This window comes from Pseudomonas sp. L5B5, from assembly GCF_020520285.1.
Lineage (GTDB): Bacteria > Pseudomonadota > Gammaproteobacteria > Pseudomonadales > Pseudomonadaceae > Aquipseudomonas.
Window position 1 is genome coordinate 296010 of record NZ_CP084742.1, and the last position, 17532, is coordinate 313541.

Here is a 17532-nt window from a genome sequence, read left to right on the forward strand (position 1 = left end):
GTTCCTGGTCGGGCTTTGTTTTGCCTGTCGGTTGGCGATTGTGAATGTGTTAATGTTCTCGCCCTTGTTTCCAGGCCCTGACCGACTCCTTGATGAAGACACCCAGACCTTCCCTGACCTTGACCCTGTTGCAGGCCCGCGAGGCCGCCATGGCGTTTTTCCGTCCCTCCCTGAACCAGCACGACCTGACCGAGCAGCAGTGGCGGGTGATCCGCATCCTGCGCCAGAACGGCGAACTGGAGAGCCACCAGCTGGCGAAGATGGCCTGCATCCTGCCGCCGAGCATGACCGGCGTGCTGACCCGGCTGGAGCGCGATGAATACGTCAGCCGGCGCAAGTCCCCGGAAGACCAGCGCCGCCTGTTCATCACCCTGACCGAGAAGGGCCACGCCTGCTTCGACTCCATGAGCGACGACATGGAAATCAACTACCAGAAGATCCAGCAGCAATTTGGCGAAGACAAGCTGCAGGCCCTGCTGGCACTGCTCAACGAGCTGAAGCAGATCAAGCCCTGACGAAACCCTGCAACTGTAGCGACAGCCCCGCCAGGGCGAGGCTGCGCGAAGGCCAGCAGCTTGCTGGCCGGCCCCTCGAGCCCATTACCCTCGCCGCTGGCGCAGCAGGTGGCGCGCACCCTCGGTGATCAGCACCAGTACCGCCAGCCAGATCGGCACGTAGGTCAGCCATTGGCCGCCGTTGATGCTTTCTCCCAGCAACAGGGCTACCAGCAGCAGCAACACCGGTTCCACGTAGCTGAGCAGGCCGAACAGGCTGAAGGCCAACTGGCGGCTGGCGATGATGTAGCACACCAGCGCCGAGGCGCTGATCAGGCCCAGCAGCGGGATCAGCAAGTACAGCCTGGGGTGTGCATCCAGTACGGCGAACCCCTGCTCACCGCCTTGCACGACCCACAGCGCCACCGGTATCAACAGCGCCATGTCCAGCCACAAGCCACCCAGGTGGTCACTCTGCAAGCGCCGGCGCAGCACGAAATACAGCGGGTAGCCCACGGCCACCACCAGGGTCGCCCAGGAAAAACTGCCCGCCTGGTACAGCTCGTTGAGCACCCCGATGCAGGCCAGCGTTGCGGCCACCTTTTGCAGCCGCGACAGGCGTTCGCCGTAGACGATGCGTCCCGTGAGGATCATGGTCAGCGGCAGCAGGAAGTAGCCCTGGGACACATCCAGGCTGTAGCCGTTGAGTGGCGCCCACATGAACAGCCACAGCTGCACGCCCACCAGGGCCGAGGACAGCAGCAGGGCCAGGCCCATGGCCGGCCGGGCTCGCACCCGGCGCAAGACTTCGCCGACCCGCTGCCACTCACCGGTGAACAGCATGAACAGGGTCATGCAGGGCAGGGTGAGGAGCATTCGCCAGCCGAAGATCTCCACCCCGGTAAGGGGCGCCAGCAGCGAAGTGTAGAAATACATGACGGCGAACAGCACCGACGCCAGGACCGATAACGCAATACCTTTAGACACACTGTCCTCATAAGACCCGGATGCGCAGGGCGCATGGAGTGGGGGGAAACAAGCGTGGGCAATATAGAGGGTTTGGCGCGAGATTTTTGCTCTGTTTGCGACATGCCGGCGGGATATTTTTTCATTTGTACCCCAGGTCGCGTCCAGGCGCCGCTGGCGGCGGCCCTAGGGCCGCCACCGGCACCTCTCAGTCGAGGCGGGCAAAACGTCCCGGGACGAAATGGCTGACATCGTTGAAGCCCGGAGTCGAGGCATGCCCCGGAGTGACCAGGGCGTCGATGAAGGCTTCGTCCTCGGCGCTGATGCGCACGGCCAGTGCCCGGGCATAGGCGTCCCACTGGGCCTCGGTGCGGGGGCCGACGATGGCCGAGCTGACGGCCTGGTTGTTCAGCACCCAGGCAATGGCGAACTCGACGATGCCGACCCCGCGACCCTGGGCATATTGCTGGACCTGTTGGGCGATATGCAGGGACTCCACACGCCACTCGGTCTCCAGGATGCGCTTGTCCTGGCGCCCGGCACGGCTGCCACTGTCCGGGGCGACGTCGGGTGCGTACTTGCCGCTGAGCACACCGCGGGCCAGGGGGCTGTAGGGCACCACCCCCAGTCCGTAGGCCTTGGCGGCGGTGATCTGCTCGCCTTCGGCCTGGCGATTGACCAGGTTGTACAACGGCTGGCTGATCACCGGACGCGCCACGCCCAGTTGGTCGGCAATGCGTACCGCCTCGGCGATCCGCCAGCCCCGGTAGTTGGACAGCCCCCAGTAACGGATCTTGCCTTGGCGCAACAGGTCGCCGATGGCCGCGATACTCACCTCCAGCGGTGTGTCGTGGTCCTCGCGATGCAGGTAGTAGATGTCCAGGTAATCGGTGCCCAGCCGAGTCAGGCTGGCCTCGATGGCGTTGAAGATGTGCTTGCGGTTCAGGCCGCTGCGGTTGGGCACGCCGTCCGAGGGGCCGAAGCCGACCTTGGAGGCCAGCACCCATTCGTGGCGATGGCGGGCGATGGCCTCGCCGACGATCTCCTCGGAACGGCCCTGGTTGTAGACGTCGGCCGTGTCGATGAAGTTGATGCCCTGGTCCCAGGCCTTGTCGATGATGCGCAACGAGTCTTCGGTGCTGGTCTGCTCGCCGAACATCATGGTGCCCAGGGTCAGGCTGGAAACCTTGAGGCCGGAGTGGCCGAGGATGCGATAGCTCATGGGGCGGGATCCTTGTGTTGGAGAGGTGGCCGGAGGCCGGCCATCGGGGCCGACCATCAAATACCAGAACCGCAGGCCGGGGCAATGCCTGTCAGGGGCACAGGTCACCACAGCGCTGCACCAGGAAGGCGTGCAGCAGGCGCACCCGCTCGGACACCTGCAGGCGATGCGGGCACAGCAGGTTGAAGGGCGTCGGCTCGCCCGCCCAATCGGTGAGCAGCGGCACCAGGCGGCCGGCGCGAATGTCCTGGGCCACATCCAGCCTTGCCTTGTAGACCAGGCCATGGCCAGCCAGGGCCCAGCGCCGGGCCACCTCGCCGTCGTCGCACAGGTAGTCGCCGTGCACCTGTATTTCGCAGCCCTGGTTGTCTCGGCTGAAACGCCAGAGGTCAAAGGGCTGACCGTTGCGCAGGTAGAGCAGGGCACTGTGCCGGGCGAGATCCGCCGGTGTCTGCGGCGTGCCGTGGCGCGCCAGGTACTGCGGGCTGGCACACACCACCCGGCGATGCCCGGCCAGGATCGGCAGCGCCACCAGGCTGGAATCACCAGGCACGCCGAAACGCAGGGCCACATCGACGCTGTCGCGGAACAAGTCGGCATGACGGTCGTCGAGCCGCAGCTGCAAGCGCAACTGCGGATGCTGGTGCTTGAAGTCATCGAGCCAGGGCAGCAGCGCATTGCGCCCGAAATCCGAAGGGGCCGACAGTTGCAATACGCCGGCCAGGCCCTGTCCCTGCTGCTTGAGCGCCTGTTCGCCATCTTCCAGGGCCGCCAGCGCCAGGCGCACGCTGTCCAGGTAGCGCCGGCCCTCTTCGGTCAGGCGCAGGCTGCGGGTGGAGCGGGCCAACAGGCGGCTGCCCAGGCGGGTTTCCAGGCGCTTGAGGGCGATGCTGGCCGCTGCCGGGGTGATGCCAAGGCTGCGTGCCGCAGCGGAAATGCTTCCGTCATCGGCGATGCGGGCGAAGATTTCCAGGTCGAGGATCGAGCTCATTGATAAAAATCCTTTAAAGATCCTTGCGTTTTAAGCGGATTTTTCTTCGATTGGCAAGTAAGGAAGATGTAATTCCCTTGAAACATGACAGGTGATTGCAATGACTCTTTCCAATCCAGGCTTGCACCAGCAGACCATCGTCGTGATCGGTGCCGGCAGCGGCATCGGTGCCGCGGTGGCACACCAGGCCGCAGCCCGCGGAGCCCAGGTAGTGCTGGCCGGGCGTGATCTCCAAGCCTTGCAGCGCCTGCAGGCCCGCTTGCCGGACAGCGCCCGCAGCATCGTCGTGGACATGACTGACGCTGCCAGCCTCAACGCCTTGTTCCAGGCCGTGGGCGGCTTCGATCACCTGGTGATCAGCGCCGGCCCGGCCGTTGTCGCCAAGCCCCTGGCCGACACCGACCTGCAGGACGCCCAGCGGGCCTTCGAGGTCAAGTTCTGGGGCGTCTGGCGCGCTGTGCAGGCCGCGCTGCCTTACCTGGCGGCCCACGGCAGTATCAGCCTCACCTCGGGTCTGCTGTCGCGCAAGTTGGTCCCCGGGCAAGTGCTCAAGACCACCCTCAATGCCGCCCTGGAAGCCCTGGGCAAGCACCTGGCCAAGGAACTGGCACCACGGCGGGTGAACGTCATCAGCCCGGGCGTCACCGATACCGAGGCCTATGCCGGGATGACCGCCGAGGCCCGGGCGACGATGTTCGCCAAGACCGCAGCGAGCCTGCCGGTCGGTCGGGTCGGTCTTCCCGGGGAGGTGGCGGCAGCCTTCATCCTGGCCATGGAGAACGGCTTCATCAGCGGCAGCCTGATCGATGTCGACGGCGGTGGCCTGTTGTGAGCTGGCGCTTCGACCACCTGGCGTTCAACACCGACGGCGGCCCGGCCTTGCCCCAGGCGCTTGCCGAGCTGCTGGGGCTGCAAGCGGGACGCCGTCCACCGTTTCCCTTCCCGGGGCGCTGGCTGTACCAGGACGGGCAGGCGCTGGTCCATGTCATCGAGCAGGACGCTTGCCCCGAGCCGCAATTGAGCCACATTGCCTTCAGCACCCTGGAGGCCGCCGCCACGGTCTTGCTGCGGGTGCAGGCCAGCGGTCTTGAGTACCAGGTGGCGCAGGTGCCGGAAGATGGCATCTGGCAAATCTTCGTCCGCCTGCCCGGCGGGCTGGTACTGGAGCTGGACGCTCCAGCGGCGGGGGAGTTGGCTGTCAGCCATGATTACGCCCGGCACGCTGGCGCGCCGGACTGACGCCCACCACGAAAAAAGCCCGTTCCAGCCGATGCTCGAACGGGCTTTTGCCGTGGCCGTGGCTCAGCGATGCAAGGTACGGGTCATGCGCAGGGCCAGTAGGCTGCCGGCGACGATCACTGCCGCCAACAGGTACAGCGCCGCGTCGGTGGAGCCGGTGGTGTCCTTGACCCAGCCGACGATATACGGGCTGAGGAAGCCAGCCATCTGGCCCATGGAGTTGATCAGCGCCAGGCCGCCAGCAGCGGCCCCGGCACTGAGCAGAGCGGTGGGCACTGGCCAGAACATCGGCAGGCCGGTGAGGGCGCCCATGGTGGCGATGCTCAGGCCGACAATGGCGATGGCCGGGTTGGCGGCAAAGTTCACCGCGATCAGCAGGCCGGCGGCACCCATCAGCATCGGCACCACGAGGTGCCAGCGGCGTTCCTTGTGCAGGTCCGCCGAGCGGCCCACCAGGAGCATGAACACAGCGGCCAGCAGGTAGGGGATCGCGCTGAGCCAGCCGATCACCAGGTTATCGGCAAAACCCAGGCTCTTGATGATCGACGGCAGCCAGAAGTTGATGGCATAGACCCCGCTCTGGATGCAGAAGTAGATCAGGCCGAAGGCCCAGATCGCCGGGTTCTTGAACACCTGGGTCAGGGAGTCGCTGGCGGTCTTGGGCTGGTTGGCGGCGTCTGCGGCCTGGTCGGCCTCCAGTACTGCACGCTCGGCGGGGCTCAGCCACTTGGCGTGGGCGAAGTTGTCGTTGAGCAGGAAATACGCCAGGGCGCCGAGCATCACCGTCGGAATGCCTTGCAGCAGGAACATCCACTGCCAACCGGCAAGGCCGCCCTGGCCCGCGGCGAAGTGGTTGAGAATCCACCCGGAGAACGGGCTGCCCAACAGGCCCGAGACCGGGATCGCCGACATGAACAGGGCCATGATCCGGCCACGGCGGAAGGTCGGGAACCACTGCGACAAGTACAGCACCACCCCGGGAAAGAAGCCGGCTTCAGCGGCCCCGGTGAACAGGCGCAGGGTGTAGAACTGGGTGGGCGTGGTGACGAACAGGAGGCAGGTGGACAGCGTGCCCCAGGTGATCATCATCAGGGCGATCCAGCGCCGTGGGCCGAAGCGGGTCAGCGCCAGGTTGCTTGGCACGCCGCACAGCACGTAGCCGATGAAAAAGATCCCGGCCCCCAGGCCGTAGACCGTTTCACTGAATTTCAAGGCATCGAGCATCTGCAACTTGGCAAAGCCGACGTTGACCCGGTCCAGGTAGTTGAACAGATAGCAGATGAAGATGAAGGGGATCAGGCGCAGGGTGATGCGCTTGTAGACGGCGTTCTTGTCGTCAGCCTGGGCCAGTGCCGCAGCGGCTCTGTGTGACATGGTGTGTCTCTCTTTATTATGATTTTTCACGGTGCGAGGGTAACGTTGACCGCCCCGAGAGTCTCGGCCACCCTGGCGTCGCTGTCTTTGTGCCGGCGCACAGCGAATGGTTCCAGGGCCTGTGCCAGCGAACAACGCCGCGCAGCGTGCAGTCCCGTCTCAGCCGCTTCAGCCTCAAGGATCATCCCCCTATGTTCGAACTCGATCATGACCTGGCCCAGGACATCGTCGACCGCACGATGGCCATCCTGCCCTACAACATCAATGTCATGGACAGCCAAGGCCTGATCCTCGGCAGCGGCGAGCCGGAGCGCATCAACACCCGTCACGAAGGGGCACAACTGGTGCTGGCCAACGGTCGCGTGGTGGAGATCGACGAACCTACCGCTTGCCGGCTCAAGGGGGTGCAACCGGGGATCAACCTGCCATTGCTGCATGACCAGCGGCTGATCGGCGTGCTGGGCATCACGGGCGATCCGGCGCTGTTGCGTACCTATGCCGAGCTGGTGCGCATGACCGCCGAGATGCTGGTGGGCCAGCGCCATCAGCAGGCCGAGCAGCAATGGCGGCGCCAGCGGTGCGACGACCTGCTGGCGTTGCTGCTGGGGGAGCGGGGCGATTCCCCGCGCCTGGTGGACGAAGCCCGGCAGATGGGCCTCAAGCCGCAACTGGCGCGTACGCCGTATCTGTTCGAGCTGGCTCCGGCACAGAACGTCGAGGGCCTGAGCAGTTGGTTGTTGTCGCGGTATCCGGACAGCTGGTGCGTCAGCGCGGCGCAGACCTCATTGCTCTGGTGCCGTCCGGCGAGCCTGAACCTGGACAACCTGCGCCTGCTGGACAAGCTCGCCAGCCAGGGCTGGAACATCTTGCGGCTGGCCGTCGGCGGTCAGGCCGATGGCCTGGCAGGGCTGCGTCGCTGCTACCGCAGGGTCGGCGACCTGCTGGCCTACGGCCGTGACATCCTGCCTGAAACCCGACTGCTGACCCTGGACCGCTACCGCCTGCCCGTCATGCTTTGGCGCCACCGCAACGACGATGCCCTGGATGAGTTGCTCAGCCCCTTGCGCAAGGTCCTGGCCAAGGACAGTAACGGGCAACTGATCGCGACGTTGCGCTGCTGGTGCGACCACGACGGCCAGAGCCAGGCCTGCGCCGACGCCCTGGGCATCCATCGCAACAGCCTGCGCTATCGCATGGAACGCATCGCCGAACTCAGCGGCGTCGACCCTTTGCGCCTGGACGGCATGCTCTCACTGTACCTGGCCGTGCAACTGCTGCCCCACGAACCCGCCTCCTAATTCCCTCCTGAATAACGGCGGTGGCGGTGTTACGGGGGCTGCGCCCCCGGTCGCAGCCTCGCTGGCGCTCGACAGCGGCTACCCCATGAACATCGACCTGTAGCCGCTGCCGAGCCTGCGAGGCTGCGACAAGGCCCGCAGGGCCTTCCAGCGATCCCCCAGGCGCCCCATCATCCCGACTGCGCAAGTTGTAGCAATGAACAATAAAGTGCCCTCGTCCTTGTGCAGCGGACTGGCGTCAGCCGCTGCGGCAAGTGGCAGCATGGCGCCATGAGAACTGGAGAAACCCCATGAAAATCATCGTCGCCCCCGACTCGTTCAAGGACAGCCTGAGTGCCGAAGGCGTGGCCCAGGCCATCGCCCAGGGGCTGGCAGACGCCTGGCCCGAAGCCCAGGTGCAGCTGTGCCCGATGGCCGATGGTGGCGAAGGCACGGTGGAGTCGGTGCTTGCCGCCTGTCAGGGACAACTGCGCACGACCCGGGTCCAGGGCCCGCTGGGCATCGAGGTGCAGGCCCGCTGGGGCTGGCTGGCGGCCAGTCACACGGCGATCATCGAAATGGCCGAGGCCAGTGGTCTGCAACGGGTGCCGCCAGGCCAGCGCGATGCCTGCCACAGCAGCACTTTCGGCACCGGCGAGCTGATCCTGGCGGCCCTGGACGCCGGGGCCCGGCGCATCATCCTGGCCATCGGCGGCAGCGCCACCAACGACGGCGGGGCCGGAGCCCTGCAAGCCCTGGGCCTCAAGCTGCTGGACCGCCAGGGCCAGGTGCTGCCCCGGGGCGGCCTGGCCCTGGCCGAGCTGGCCAGCATCGAACTCGAGGCCATGGACCCGCGCCTGGCCCAGGTGCGCTTCGAGATCGCCGCCGACGTCAACAACCCGCTGTGTGGCGAGCACGGCGCCTCGGCCATCTTCGGCCCGCAGAAGGGCGCATCGGCGCAACAGGTCCGGGCCCTGGACCAGGCCCTGGGACACTTTGCCGACCTGTGTGCCCATGTGTTGCCCAAGGACGTGCGTGACGAGCCCGGCAGTGGCGCCGCCGGCGGCCTGGGCTTCGCTGCCAAGGCCTTCCTGGGCGCCCGGTTCCGTCCCGGGGTGGAAGTGGTGGCCGATCTGGTGGGCCTGGAGCAGGCGGTACGCGGCGCCGACCTGGTGATCACTGGCGAAGGACGCTTCGATGCCCAGACCCTGCGGGGCAAGACGCCCTTTGGCGTCGCACGGATCGCTGGCACACAAGGGGTGCCGGTGATCGTGATTGCCGGCACCCTCGGCGAGGGTTACCAGCAGATGTACGCCCATGGTGTGGCAGCGGCCTTCGCCCTGACCGCCGGGCCCATGAGCCTGGAGCAGGCCTGTACCGAGGCCCCCCGGCTGCTGCGCGAGCGAGCGGCGGACATTGCCCGGCTCTGGCGCCTGGCTGCCGGGCCCCGCCAGGCACCGGCCCCCGCCACCTGCCCGGATCAGTAAACCCCACCCTCGCTGGTGGGTGTTTCCAGGGCCTTGTACTGCCCGGCCAGGTTCTGCAGGCCTTTCATCAGCACCGTGGTATCGACCCCCACCGCGACGAAGTTGGCCCCCAGTTCGATGCAGCGCCGGGCCAGGCCCTGGTCGGCACTGAGGATGCCCGCGGCCTTGCCTGCTTGGCGCACCCGCAGGATGGCGTCCTCGATCGCCGCCACCACCTGCGGGTGCCCGGGGTTGCCACGATGGCCCATGGCCGCCGACAGGTCGGCCGGGCCGATGAATACCCCGTCGACCCCCTCGACCCGGACAATCTCGTCCAGGTTGCGCAAGCCCTCCAGGTTCTCGATCTGCACCAGCAGGCACATTTGCCCGTCGGCCTGGTCCAGGTAGCCAGCGATGCTGTTCCAGCGCGAGGCCCGGGCCAGGGCGCTGCCCACCCCGCGTATGCCCTGGGGCGGATAACGCATGGCGCTGACCAGCTGGCGCGCCTGTCCGGCGCTTTCCACCATGGGAATCAGCAGGGTCTGGGCGCCGATATCCAGCAGTTGCTTGATCAGTGCGGTATCGCCGATCGGCGGCCGGACGATGCCGTGGGCGCCATAGGGGGCGATGGCCTGCAATTGCGCCAGGAGGCTGCGCAGGTCGTTGGGCGCGTGCTCGCCGTCCAGCAACAGCCAGTCGAAACCGGCATTGGCCGCCAGTTCGGCGCAGTAGGCGTTGGCCAGGCCCAGCCACAGGCCGATCTGTGGCTCGCTGTCTTGCAGGCGTTGCTTGAACAGGTTTTGCGGCATGTCCATGACGTTCTCCTCAGACGAAGCGGCAGGCGATGCTGCCCAGATGGTCGTAGTCGACGTGGAACACATCCCCAGGGCGCGCCGCCACCGGTCGGGTGAACGAGCCGCCCAGGATGATCTGCCCGGCTTCCAGGCCGACGTCGTAGGCCGCCAGCTTGTTGGCCAGCCAGGCCACGCCCTTGGCCGGATGGTTGAGCACCGCGGCCGAGACCCCGGACTCCTCGATCACACCGTTGCGGTACAGCACCGCCGGCACTTTGCGCAGGTCCACGTCGCCGGGGCGCACGGCCCGGCCGCCCATCACCACGCCGGCATTGGCGGCGTTGTCGGAGATGGTATCGAAGACCTTGCGCGTGGCCTGGGTCTGCGGGTCCAGCTGCTGGATGCGCGCGTCGATGATCTCCAGCGCCGGAATCACCCAGTCGGTGGCCTCCAGCACATCGAACAGGGTGCAGCCCGGGCCTTTGAGAGGCTTGCCGAGAATGAACGCCAGTTCGACCTCGACCCGCGGCACGATGAAGCGCTGGAAGGGAATGTCGCTGCCTTCCTCGAACAGCATGTCGTCCAGCAGGGCGCCGAAATCCGGCTCGCTGATGTTCGACGACACCTGCATGGCCCGGGAGGTGAGGCCGATCTTGTGGCCCACCAGCCGGCGGCCGTCGCGGATCTTGTGCTCCACCCAACTGCGCTGGATGGCGTAGGCATCCTCGATGCGGATATCCGGGTACTCGAGGGACAACTGGCCGATCTGTTCGCGGCTGCGTTCGGCGGCGTCCAGGCGTTGGGCGGCCTGTTGGATTTCAGAGGGGCTGAGCATGTTCATTTCTCTCGTGGGTTGACGATATGGGCCGGCACCCGCAGCACCAGGCAGGCGCCGAGGGCGATCAGCAGGGCGAGGGCGTAGAGCGCCAGGCTGGCGCTCTGGGTGGCGTCGCGCACCACACCGATCAGGTAGGGAGCAAGGAAGGCGGCGATGCTGCCGAAGGAACTGATCAGGGCGATGCCCGCCGCCTGGGTGCTGCTGGCGAGAAAGGCCGGTGGCAGTTGCCAGAACATGGGCAGCGCGGCGCTGGCCCCCATGCCGGCTATCAGCAGGCCGAACATCACCCACCAGGGGTTTTGTGGAACCAGGGCGGTCAGCACCAGGCCCAGGCTGGCCATCAGCAGCGGCACCCCCAGGTGCCAGCGCCGTTCGCGCAAGCGGTCCGAGGAGCGGCCCACAGCCAGCATGAACAGGCAGCCGGCCAGGTAGGGCAGGGCACTGAGCAGGCCGACGCGGCTATCGCGGGCGATGCCGGCGTGGTGGATCAGGGTTGGCATCCAGAAGGCGATGGTGTTGACCGCCAGCATCACCGCGAAGTAGATGCCCACCAGCAGCCAGACGTGGCGATCCTTGAGGATGTCACTGAAGCGGTTGATGGACTTGTGCCGTTCTTCCTGGCGCTGGGCCTCGAGCAGCCAAGCCTTCTGCGCGGCACTGAGCCAGTGGGCCTGCTCGATGCTGTCCGGCAGCGCCTTGAGTACCACAAGCCCGAGCAGCACCACGGGCAGGCCCTCGATCAGGAACATCCACTGCCAGCCGCGCAGGCCGCCCAGGTCATGGAAGCTTTCGAGGATCCAGCCCGAGAGGGGGCCGCCCACGACCCCGGCCATGGGCACGGCGATGGCGAACAGCGCGGTGGCCTGGCCGCGTCGGCTGGCCGGGAACCAGCGGTTGAGCAGCACCAGGATACCGGGGAAAAAACCGGCCTCGGCCACGCCCAGCAGGAAACGCAGCACATAGAAACCCCAGGCGTCCTGCACCAGCATCAGGGCGCTGGACAACAGGCCCCAGACCAGCATCAGCAAGGCGATCCAGCGCCGTGGCCCGACCCGCTCCAGGGCCAGGTTGCTGGGCACGCCGAACAGGGCGTAGGCGATGAAGAACAGCCCGGCTCCCAGCCCGTAGACACTGTCGCTGAAGCCCAGGTCCTGGGTCATCTGCAACTTGGCGAAGCCGATGTTGATCCGGTCCAGGTGGGCGAAGATGTAGCAGACGAACAGCAGTGGCATCAGGCGCCAGGTGATCTTGCGATAACAGTCGTTGGCCTCGGCCAGCGGGGCCTGGGCAATGGCAGGGCGGGACATGGGCGTGGCCTCGTTGTTGTTCTTGTTGCTTGCGGCAGCCGCCTGTTGCGGTCGCTACAGGGACTTGAGGAAGGCGTGGACGTTGTTGTGCTTGAAGTTCAGCTCTGCCTCCAGCTCGCTCATCTCGAACGACAGGGCCAGCAAACGCTGGGCCTGCAACTGGGCAAAGTGCGCCTTGATAATCTCGAACAGACCCTCGGCCACCTGGCGCCGGGTCTCGAGGTCGCGTCCGGCGCCCACTTGCAGGCGCATGTGGACGAAGGCGTAGTCGTGCTTGCCATCGGCCATGCGCCAGGTGTCCAGGCGTACGCCGCGGCTGCGGATGCCACCCAGGGGAAAGACGCCGCTGGCGCCCAGGTAGTCGTGGACCTTTTCGAACAGCCCCGGCAGGTCGGCCTGGGCTTCGATGTTGTCGGTGTATTCAGCGATGAAATGCGGCATGGGACCTCCTTTGAAGGCAGCTGCAAGCTGCAAGCTACAAGCTGCAAGAGGGATCTCCTGTGGCTGTGGCTCGCGGCTCACCGCTGCTCTTGATGTTTTCCTGCAGCGTGTAGCTAGATGCTTGACGCTGCGTTCACAACGCAAAGATGGCGTTGATCTGGCCGGTGCCGGAGCTGCCGAACAGCGGCGTGACGATCTCGGCCGGGCGGTTGTACTCGGCGCCGCCGAGCAGTCCGAGGAGCATTGCCGTGTCATGCATCTTGCCCTCGCCATAGCAGTGCTCGGCGTAGTCGGGCAGCATCGCGCAGAACTCGCGAAAGCGGCCTTGCTGCCACAGTTCCACCACGCGTTGGTCGACCTGTTTGTCGAACTCCCGCGTCCAGTTGTGGATGTTGGCCTCGGCCTCGCGGTCATTGGAAAACCGGTGGGACAAGGAGCCGGAGGCCAGTACCAGGACCTTGCGGTCGCTCTTCTCGATGGCCCGGCGCACCGCGGCCCCAAAGGTGAAGCTGTCGGCCAGCGTGTGCCAGGCGCACCAGGCGGCAATGGACACCACCTGGAAGTGCTCGGCGGCGGGCACGTCCATGTGCATGTAGCGCATGGGTACCAGGGTCCCGTACTCCAGCTCCAGGCTGGGGATGTTGTGGGCCAGGGTGCGCACGTCGGCGGCGTTGGCCTCGGCAGCGATCAGCTCCCCCAGCGCCGGGCAGCCCTGGTAGTCGTAGGTCATGTTCTTGATGAAATGCGGCAGCTCGTTGCTGGTGTAGGTGCCGTTGAACGCCTCGCCGCAATTGATGTGGTAGCCGCTGTTGACCAGCCAGTGCACATCGAACACCACTGCGGTGTCGGCGCCCAGGGCCCGGGCCCGGCGGGCGATTTCCTTGTGCCCGGCGATGGCCGCCTCGCGGCAGCCGTGGTGCTTGCCCGGCAGTTCGGACAGGTACATCGATGGAACGTGGCAGACCTTGGCGGCCATGACGACTTCGCCCATGGTGCTTCTCCTGAAACATCTTATTGTCGGGGGGATCCGGGACAGTCCTGAACCTTACCAGGTAGTTTTCAACGGACTGTTACACGCCCCAGCGCGGGATGTGGTGGCTGCCCATGGAGAGGCAGACGTTCTTGATCTCGGCGAACACCTCGAAGCTGTATTCGCCGCCCTCGCGGCCGGTGCCCGAGCCCTTGACGCCGCCGAATGGCTGGCGCAGGTCGCGTACGTTCTGGCTATTGATGAACACCATGCCGGCCTCGATACCACGGGCCAGGCGGTGGGCCTTGCCGATGTCCTGGGTCCAGATGTACGAGGCCAGGCCGTACTCGGTGTCGTTGGCCAGTTGCAGCGCCTCGGCTTCGTCCTTGAACGGGATCAGGCACACCACCGGGCCGAAGATCTCTTCCTGGGCGATGCGCATCTTGTTGTCCACGTCGGCGAACACGGTGGGCTGAATGAACTGCCCTTTGGCCAGGTGCGCCGGCAGGTTGGCCGGGCGCTCCAGGCCACCGGCCAGCAGGGTCGCGCCTTCCTCGATGCCGATGCGGATGTAGCCGGTGACCTTGTCGTAGTGCTGCTGGGTGATCATGGAGCCGACCTGGGTCTTCGGGTCCGTCGGGTCACCGACGATCAGGCGCTTGGCCCGGGCCGCGAACTCCTTGACGAACTGGGGGTACACGCTTTCCTGGATGAAGACCCGGCTGCCGGCGGTGCAGCGCTCGCCATTGAGCGAGAAGATGGTGAACAGCGCGGCGTCCAGGGCCCGCTCCAGGTCGGCGTCCTCGAAGATCAGCACCGGCGACTTGCCGCCCAGTTCCATGGAGTACTTCTTGAGGCCCGCGGTCTGCATGATCTTCTTGCCGGTGGCGGTGCCGCCGGTGAAGGAGATGGCACGCACGTCCGGGTGGCGCACCAGGGCATCGCCAGCGGTGGCGCCGTAGCCCTGGATCACGTTGAGCACACCGTTGGGAATGCCGGCCTCCACGGCCAGGCGCCCCAGCTCGTTGGCGGTCAGCGGTGACAGTTCGCTCATCTTCAGCACGGCGGTGTTGCCCAGCGCCAGGCAGGGCGCGGTTTTCCAGGTGGCGGTCATGAACGGTACGTTCCATGGCGACACCAGGGCGCAGACGCCCACCGGCTGGTACAGGGTGTAGTTGAGCATCTGGTCGTCCACCGGGTAGCTGTGGCCGTCCATGCGGGTGCAGACCTCGGCGAAGAAATCGAAGTTGTGCGACGCCCGGGGGATCAGCACGTTGCGCGTCTGGTGGATCGGCAGGCCGGTGTCCAGGGTCTCCAGCTCCGCCAGTTGCGGCACGTTCTGGTCGATCAGTTCACCCAGGCGCCGCATCAGGCGCGCACGCTCCTTGGCCGGGGTGTTGGCCCATTTCGGAAAGGCCTCCTTGGCCGCGGCCACCGCACGGGCCACTTCCTCGGCGCCGCCGCTGGCGACTTCGCCGATGGCCTCGCCGGTGGCCGGGTTGTAGTTGACGAAGGTGTCGCGGCTTTCGACTTCGCGTCCATCGATCCAGTGCTTGATCATGCTGTTGCCCCTTGTGCTGGTTGGGCGAAGAACTCGGCTTCGCTGACGATTCGGTTGACCAGGCGCCCCACGCCTTGCACTTCCACCACCACTTCATCGCCCGGCAGCACGTCGGCCAGGCCCTCGGGAGTGCCGGTGGCGATCATGTCGCCGGGCTGCAGGGTCATGAAACTGGAGAAGTATTCGATCAGGTAGGGGATGTCGAAGATCATGTCCGCGGTGGTGCCCTCCTGCTTCAGCTCGCCGTTGATCCAGGTGCGCAGTGTCAGGTTGCCGGGGTCGGGCACGTCGCTGACATCGACGATCCACGGGCCCACCGGGGTGGTGGCATCACGGTTCTTCACCCGCAGGTTGGGCCGGTAGTAGTTCTCCAGGTAGTCGCGGATGGCGTAGTCGTTGCACACCGTGTAGCCGGCCAGGTAGTCCAGGGCGTCCTCGCGCTTGACGTTCTTCGCCGGCTTGCCGATGACGGCCACCAGCTCGCACTCGTAGTGCATGTAGGCGACGCCGTCCGGGCGCCAGGTCCGCTGGTTGTGGCCGGTGTAGGTGCCCGGCGACTTGATGAACGCCAGGGGTTCGGTGGGCGGGGTGAAGGCCAGCTCGCGGGCATGGTCGGCATAGTTCAGGCCCAGGGCGAACATGTTGCCGGTGGCGGGCGGCAGCCAGGTGACGTGCTGCTCGGCGAGCACGCGACCATCGGCCAGGCGCACGCTGTTCCGGTCGTCGACCTGGACTGCGTGTACCTCACCTTCGAACAGGATGCGGGCGTGTTTCATGGACGAGCCTCCTGTGGCGCGACGATGTGGTTGGTGAGGCGGCCCAGGCCGCTGATCTCGATGTCGACCCGGTCGCCGGGTTGCACATCGACCCGGCCCTCGGGGGTGCCGGTGAGCAGCACGTCGCCGACATCCAGGGTCATGAACTCGCTCAGCTCGGCGATCAACCGGGCCACGCTGCGCACCTGGTTGGCGGTGGTGTTTTCCTGCACGACCTGGCCGTTGACCAGCAGCTTGATCGTCAGCGCCTGCGGGTCGGCGATCTCGGCGGCCGGTACCAATACCGGGCCCAGGGCACAGAAGCCGTCGCGGCACTTGGCCTTGACCGCGGGGCGGTAGTAGCTGTCTTCCGGCAGGCTGAATTCGTTGGCGATGGTGTAGCCGGCCACATGCTCCAGGGCCTGGGCCTCGCTGACCCGGCTGGCGCGCTTGCCGATCACCACGGCCAGGGCCGGCCCCGGTTGCAGGCGTTCGCCGGCCGGATGCTCGACAACACCGTCGTGCTGGTTGCGGGTGTTGGGGGTCTTGATGAACAGCACCGGCTTGACTGGCGGTTTCTGGTAGGGCGGCTGGCTGAAGCTCTCTAGGTGCTCGTGCAGCAACCCCTGGTAGTTCAGCGCCACCCCGAACAGGGTGCCGCCAGCGTGGTCGTTCAAGGCTCGGCTCATCGAGCGTCTCCTGGTTGCGGGTCTCGGGGCCCGTGCGGCGCTTGCCGGTCGCGGGATTAATTCGTTAATGTGTTAACGTTATATTTAATATGTTAACGATCGTCAAGCAGCTGTCTTGCATGTTGTGTTGCGCCCTGGCGGGCAAGCCGCGGATCACGCAGGATGGCCAGGGCCCGCGTGCAAAAAACAACAACAGAGGGGCGCCATGAACCCACGCCAACCGATCCCCAACATCAACATCGGCCAGGTCTACGACCAGCGCTACGCCGATGCCCAGGTGCACTACGACAAGCTGAGCAACCTGGCCGGCTTCTTCGGGCGCAACATGCCGGTGCATCGCCATGATCGATTCTTCCAGGTGCACTACGTGCAAAGTGGCGCGGTGCGGGTCTACCTCGACGACCAGCAATACCTGGAGTCCGGGCCGATGTTCTTCCTCACGCCGCCGACCATTGCCCATGCCTTCGTCACCGAAGCCGACGCCGAGGGGCACGTGCTCACGGTGCGCCAGCAACTGGTATGGGAGTTGCTCGGCACTGCCCCGGCGTTGGTGCCAGCGCCCCAGGTGCCGGCGGCTTGCGTGGCCCTGGGCCGACTGGGCCCCGGGTTCGCAGGTGAAGTACGGCGCCTGGAGTGCCTGTTCCATGAGTTGCAGCAGGAGATCGACGGGCAGGGGGCAGGGCGTGAGCCGGCGCTGGAAGCCCTGACCCGGTTGCTGATGATCAGCCTGCTGCGGCTCTCGGCGAACTCCCTGGAGTCCCGTCCGGCTCGCCATGAAGACTTGCAGATCTTTCATCGCTTCAACGAAGTGATCGAACTTCACTACCTGGAGCACTGGCCCCTGGGCCGTTACGCGGACCAGCTCGGGGTGACCGAGGCGCGGCTCAATGATGTGTGCCGGCGCATCGCCGACCTGCCATCCAAGCACCTGGTGTACGAGCGCCTGATGCAGGAATCCAAGCGCCTGCTGCTGTTCACGGGTAGCTCGATCAACGAAATCTGCTACCAGCTGGGTTTCAAGGACCCGGCGTACTTCAGCCGATTCTTCCAGCGCCATGCCAAGACCGCGCCGGGGGAGTATCGGGCGCGCCAGGGGCTGGCGCCCGCGCCGTTGCCAGGGCCGCCGGGCCCCTGAGGGGCGCCACCGG

The 17532-nt window shown here is 66.1% G+C and carries 18 protein-coding genes; 6 read left to right on the forward strand and 12 right to left on the reverse strand.

Features of this window, described 5'->3' with window-relative positions; all coding sequences use genetic code 11:
- The first annotated feature begins 92 nt into the window (after positions 1-92).
- Complete coding sequence (gene hpaR, locus LGQ10_RS01295) at positions 93-515, forward strand: homoprotocatechuate degradation operon regulator HpaR (RefSeq protein ID WP_226524413.1); 423 nt, start codon at positions 93-95, stop codon at positions 513-515.
- An 84-nt stretch (positions 516-599) separates the two neighbouring features.
- Here hpaR and rarD read toward each other — a convergent pair whose 3' ends face one another.
- The 3 genes from rarD to LGQ10_RS01310 all read right to left on the reverse strand — a co-directional run bounded on the left by rarD (position 600) and on the right by LGQ10_RS01310 (position 3673).
- Positions 600-1481 (reverse strand): EamA family transporter RarD, encoded by an 882-nt coding sequence (gene rarD / locus LGQ10_RS01300; RefSeq protein WP_226524414.1) that lies wholly within the window; start codon positions 1479-1481, stop codon positions 600-602.
- Positions 1482-1668: 187 nt separating this feature from the next.
- Positions 1669-2682, reverse strand: coding sequence for an aldo/keto reductase (locus LGQ10_RS01305; protein ID WP_226524415.1), 1014 nt, complete (start codon positions 2680-2682; stop codon positions 1669-1671).
- Positions 2683-2773: 91 nt separating this feature from the next.
- On the reverse strand, positions 2774-3673 hold the full coding sequence (locus LGQ10_RS01310; protein ID WP_058433740.1) for a LysR family transcriptional regulator: 900 nt from the start codon (positions 3671-3673) through the stop codon (positions 2774-2776).
- Between the two features lie 100 nt (positions 3674-3773).
- On the opposite strand from LGQ10_RS01310, the gene LGQ10_RS01315 reads away from it, so the two are divergent.
- Positions 3774-4505, forward strand: coding sequence for an SDR family oxidoreductase (locus LGQ10_RS01315; RefSeq protein WP_058433741.1), 732 nt, complete (start codon positions 3774-3776; stop codon positions 4503-4505).
- Positions 4502-4912 carry a hypothetical protein gene (locus LGQ10_RS01320; RefSeq protein ID WP_058433742.1) on the forward strand — a complete coding sequence of 137 codons (411 nt, stop codon included), beginning with the start codon at positions 4502-4504 and terminating at the stop codon, positions 4910-4912. The genes LGQ10_RS01315 and LGQ10_RS01320 overlap by 4 nt, the downstream gene beginning before the upstream one ends.
- A gap of 63 nt (positions 4913-4975) precedes the next feature.
- On the opposite strand, the gene LGQ10_RS01325 is transcribed toward LGQ10_RS01320, so the two are convergent.
- Entirely contained in the window at positions 4976-6286 is a 1311-nt protein-coding gene (locus LGQ10_RS01325; RefSeq protein WP_058433743.1) for an MFS transporter, read from the reverse strand.
- A 191-nt stretch (positions 6287-6477) separates the two neighbouring features.
- On the opposite strand from LGQ10_RS01325, the gene LGQ10_RS01330 reads away from it, so the two are divergent.
- Positions 6478-7584 carry a sugar diacid recognition domain-containing protein gene (locus tag LGQ10_RS01330; protein WP_226524416.1) on the forward strand — a complete coding sequence of 369 codons (1107 nt, stop codon included), beginning with the start codon at positions 6478-6480 and terminating at the stop codon, positions 7582-7584.
- A gap of 290 nt (positions 7585-7874) precedes the next feature.
- Positions 7875-9050 (forward strand): glycerate kinase, encoded by a 1176-nt coding sequence (locus LGQ10_RS01335; RefSeq protein ID WP_226524417.1) that lies wholly within the window; start codon positions 7875-7877, stop codon positions 9048-9050.
- Here the strand turns inward: LGQ10_RS01335 and hpaI are convergent.
- From hpaI to LGQ10_RS01375, 8 genes are all read right to left on the reverse strand, one after another.
- Positions 9044-9844, reverse strand: a complete 801-nt coding sequence (gene hpaI / locus LGQ10_RS01340) for a 4-hydroxy-2-oxoheptanedioate aldolase (RefSeq protein ID WP_058433747.1) — start codon at positions 9842-9844, stop codon at positions 9044-9046. The genes LGQ10_RS01335 and hpaI overlap by 7 nt on opposite strands.
- A 10-nt stretch (positions 9845-9854) precedes the next feature.
- Positions 9855-10658, reverse strand: a complete 804-nt coding sequence (gene hpaH / locus LGQ10_RS01345) for a 2-oxo-hept-4-ene-1,7-dioate hydratase (RefSeq protein WP_226524418.1) — start codon at positions 10656-10658, stop codon at positions 9855-9857.
- 2 nt (positions 10659-10660) lie between these two features.
- A complete protein-coding gene (locus LGQ10_RS01350; protein WP_226524419.1) occupies positions 10661-11968 on the reverse strand; it encodes an MFS transporter in 1308 nt (435 codons plus the stop codon).
- Positions 11969-12022: 54 nt separating this feature from the next.
- On the reverse strand, positions 12023-12409 hold the full coding sequence (locus tag LGQ10_RS01355) for a 5-carboxymethyl-2-hydroxymuconate Delta-isomerase (RefSeq protein ID WP_068588180.1): 387 nt from the start codon (positions 12407-12409) through the stop codon (positions 12023-12025).
- Positions 12410-12542: 133 nt separating this feature from the next.
- Positions 12543-13400, reverse strand: coding sequence for a 3,4-dihydroxyphenylacetate 2,3-dioxygenase (gene hpaD, locus LGQ10_RS01360; RefSeq protein WP_226524420.1), 858 nt, complete (start codon positions 13398-13400; stop codon positions 12543-12545).
- 79 nt (positions 13401-13479) lie between these two features.
- Positions 13480-14940, reverse strand: a complete 1461-nt coding sequence (gene hpaE, locus LGQ10_RS01365) for a 5-carboxymethyl-2-hydroxymuconate semialdehyde dehydrogenase (protein ID WP_226524421.1) — start codon at positions 14938-14940, stop codon at positions 13480-13482.
- The gene (locus LGQ10_RS01370; protein WP_058434451.1) at positions 14937-15716 is read right to left on the reverse strand and encodes a fumarylacetoacetate hydrolase family protein; all 780 of its coding nucleotides are present in this window, start codon (positions 15714-15716) and stop codon (positions 14937-14939) included. Before LGQ10_RS01370 ends, hpaE begins: the two co-directional genes overlap by 4 nt.
- Positions 15713-16384: a fumarylacetoacetate hydrolase family protein gene (locus LGQ10_RS01375; RefSeq protein ID WP_226524422.1), complete on the reverse strand. Its 672-nt coding sequence runs from the start codon at positions 16382-16384 to the stop codon at positions 15713-15715. The genes LGQ10_RS01370 and LGQ10_RS01375 overlap by 4 nt, the downstream gene beginning before the upstream one ends.
- 205 nt (positions 16385-16589) lie before the next feature.
- Between LGQ10_RS01375 and hpaA the strand changes: the two genes are divergently transcribed.
- Entirely contained in the window at positions 16590-17519 is a 930-nt protein-coding gene (hpaA, locus tag LGQ10_RS01380) for a 4-hydroxyphenylacetate catabolism regulatory protein HpaA (protein WP_058434449.1), read from the forward strand.
- Positions 17520-17532 lie beyond the last annotated feature (13 nt).

What these genes read in the sequence shown, in the direction of transcription:
- LGQ10_RS01355 (WP_068588180.1), bottom strand. Translation starts at nt 12,409, where the DNA reads ATGCCGCATTTCATCGCTGAATACACCGACAACATCGAAGCCCAGGCC.
- hpaA (WP_058434449.1), top strand. Translation starts at nt 16,590, where the DNA reads ATGAACCCACGCCAACCGATCCCCAACATCAACATCGGCCAGGTCTAC.
- LGQ10_RS01375 (WP_226524422.1), bottom strand. Translation starts at nt 16,384, where the DNA reads ATGAGCCGAGCCTTGAACGACCACGCTGGCGGCACCCTGTTCGGGGTG.
- LGQ10_RS01310 (WP_058433740.1), bottom strand. Translation starts at nt 3,673, where the DNA reads ATGAGCTCGATCCTCGACCTGGAAATCTTCGCCCGCATCGCCGATGAC.
- hpaE (WP_226524421.1), bottom strand. Translation starts at nt 14,940, where the DNA reads ATGATCAAGCACTGGATCGATGGACGCGAAGTCGAAAGCCGCGACACC.
- LGQ10_RS01350 (WP_226524419.1), bottom strand. Translation starts at nt 11,968, where the DNA reads ATGTCCCGCCCTGCCATTGCCCAGGCCCCGCTGGCCGAGGCCAACGAC.
- hpaR (WP_226524413.1), top strand. Translation starts at nt 93, where the DNA reads ATGAAGACACCCAGACCTTCCCTGACCTTGACCCTGTTGCAGGCCCGC.
- hpaD (WP_226524420.1), bottom strand. Translation starts at nt 13,400, where the DNA reads ATGGGCGAAGTCGTCATGGCCGCCAAGGTCTGCCACGTTCCATCGATG.
- LGQ10_RS01315 (WP_058433741.1), top strand. Translation starts at nt 3,774, where the DNA reads ATGACTCTTTCCAATCCAGGCTTGCACCAGCAGACCATCGTCGTGATC.
- LGQ10_RS01330 (WP_226524416.1), top strand. Translation starts at nt 6,478, where the DNA reads ATGTTCGAACTCGATCATGACCTGGCCCAGGACATCGTCGACCGCACG.
- LGQ10_RS01305 (WP_226524415.1), bottom strand. Translation starts at nt 2,682, where the DNA reads ATGAGCTATCGCATCCTCGGCCACTCCGGCCTCAAGGTTTCCAGCCTG.
- hpaI (WP_058433747.1), bottom strand. Translation starts at nt 9,844, where the DNA reads ATGGACATGCCGCAAAACCTGTTCAAGCAACGCCTGCAAGACAGCGAG.
- LGQ10_RS01335 (WP_226524417.1), top strand. Translation starts at nt 7,875, where the DNA reads ATGAAAATCATCGTCGCCCCCGACTCGTTCAAGGACAGCCTGAGTGCC.
- LGQ10_RS01325 (WP_058433743.1), bottom strand. Translation starts at nt 6,286, where the DNA reads ATGTCACACAGAGCCGCTGCGGCACTGGCCCAGGCTGACGACAAGAAC.
- hpaH (WP_226524418.1), bottom strand. Translation starts at nt 10,658, where the DNA reads ATGCTCAGCCCCTCTGAAATCCAACAGGCCGCCCAACGCCTGGACGCC.
- LGQ10_RS01370 (WP_058434451.1), bottom strand. Translation starts at nt 15,716, where the DNA reads ATGAAACACGCCCGCATCCTGTTCGAAGGTGAGGTACACGCAGTCCAG.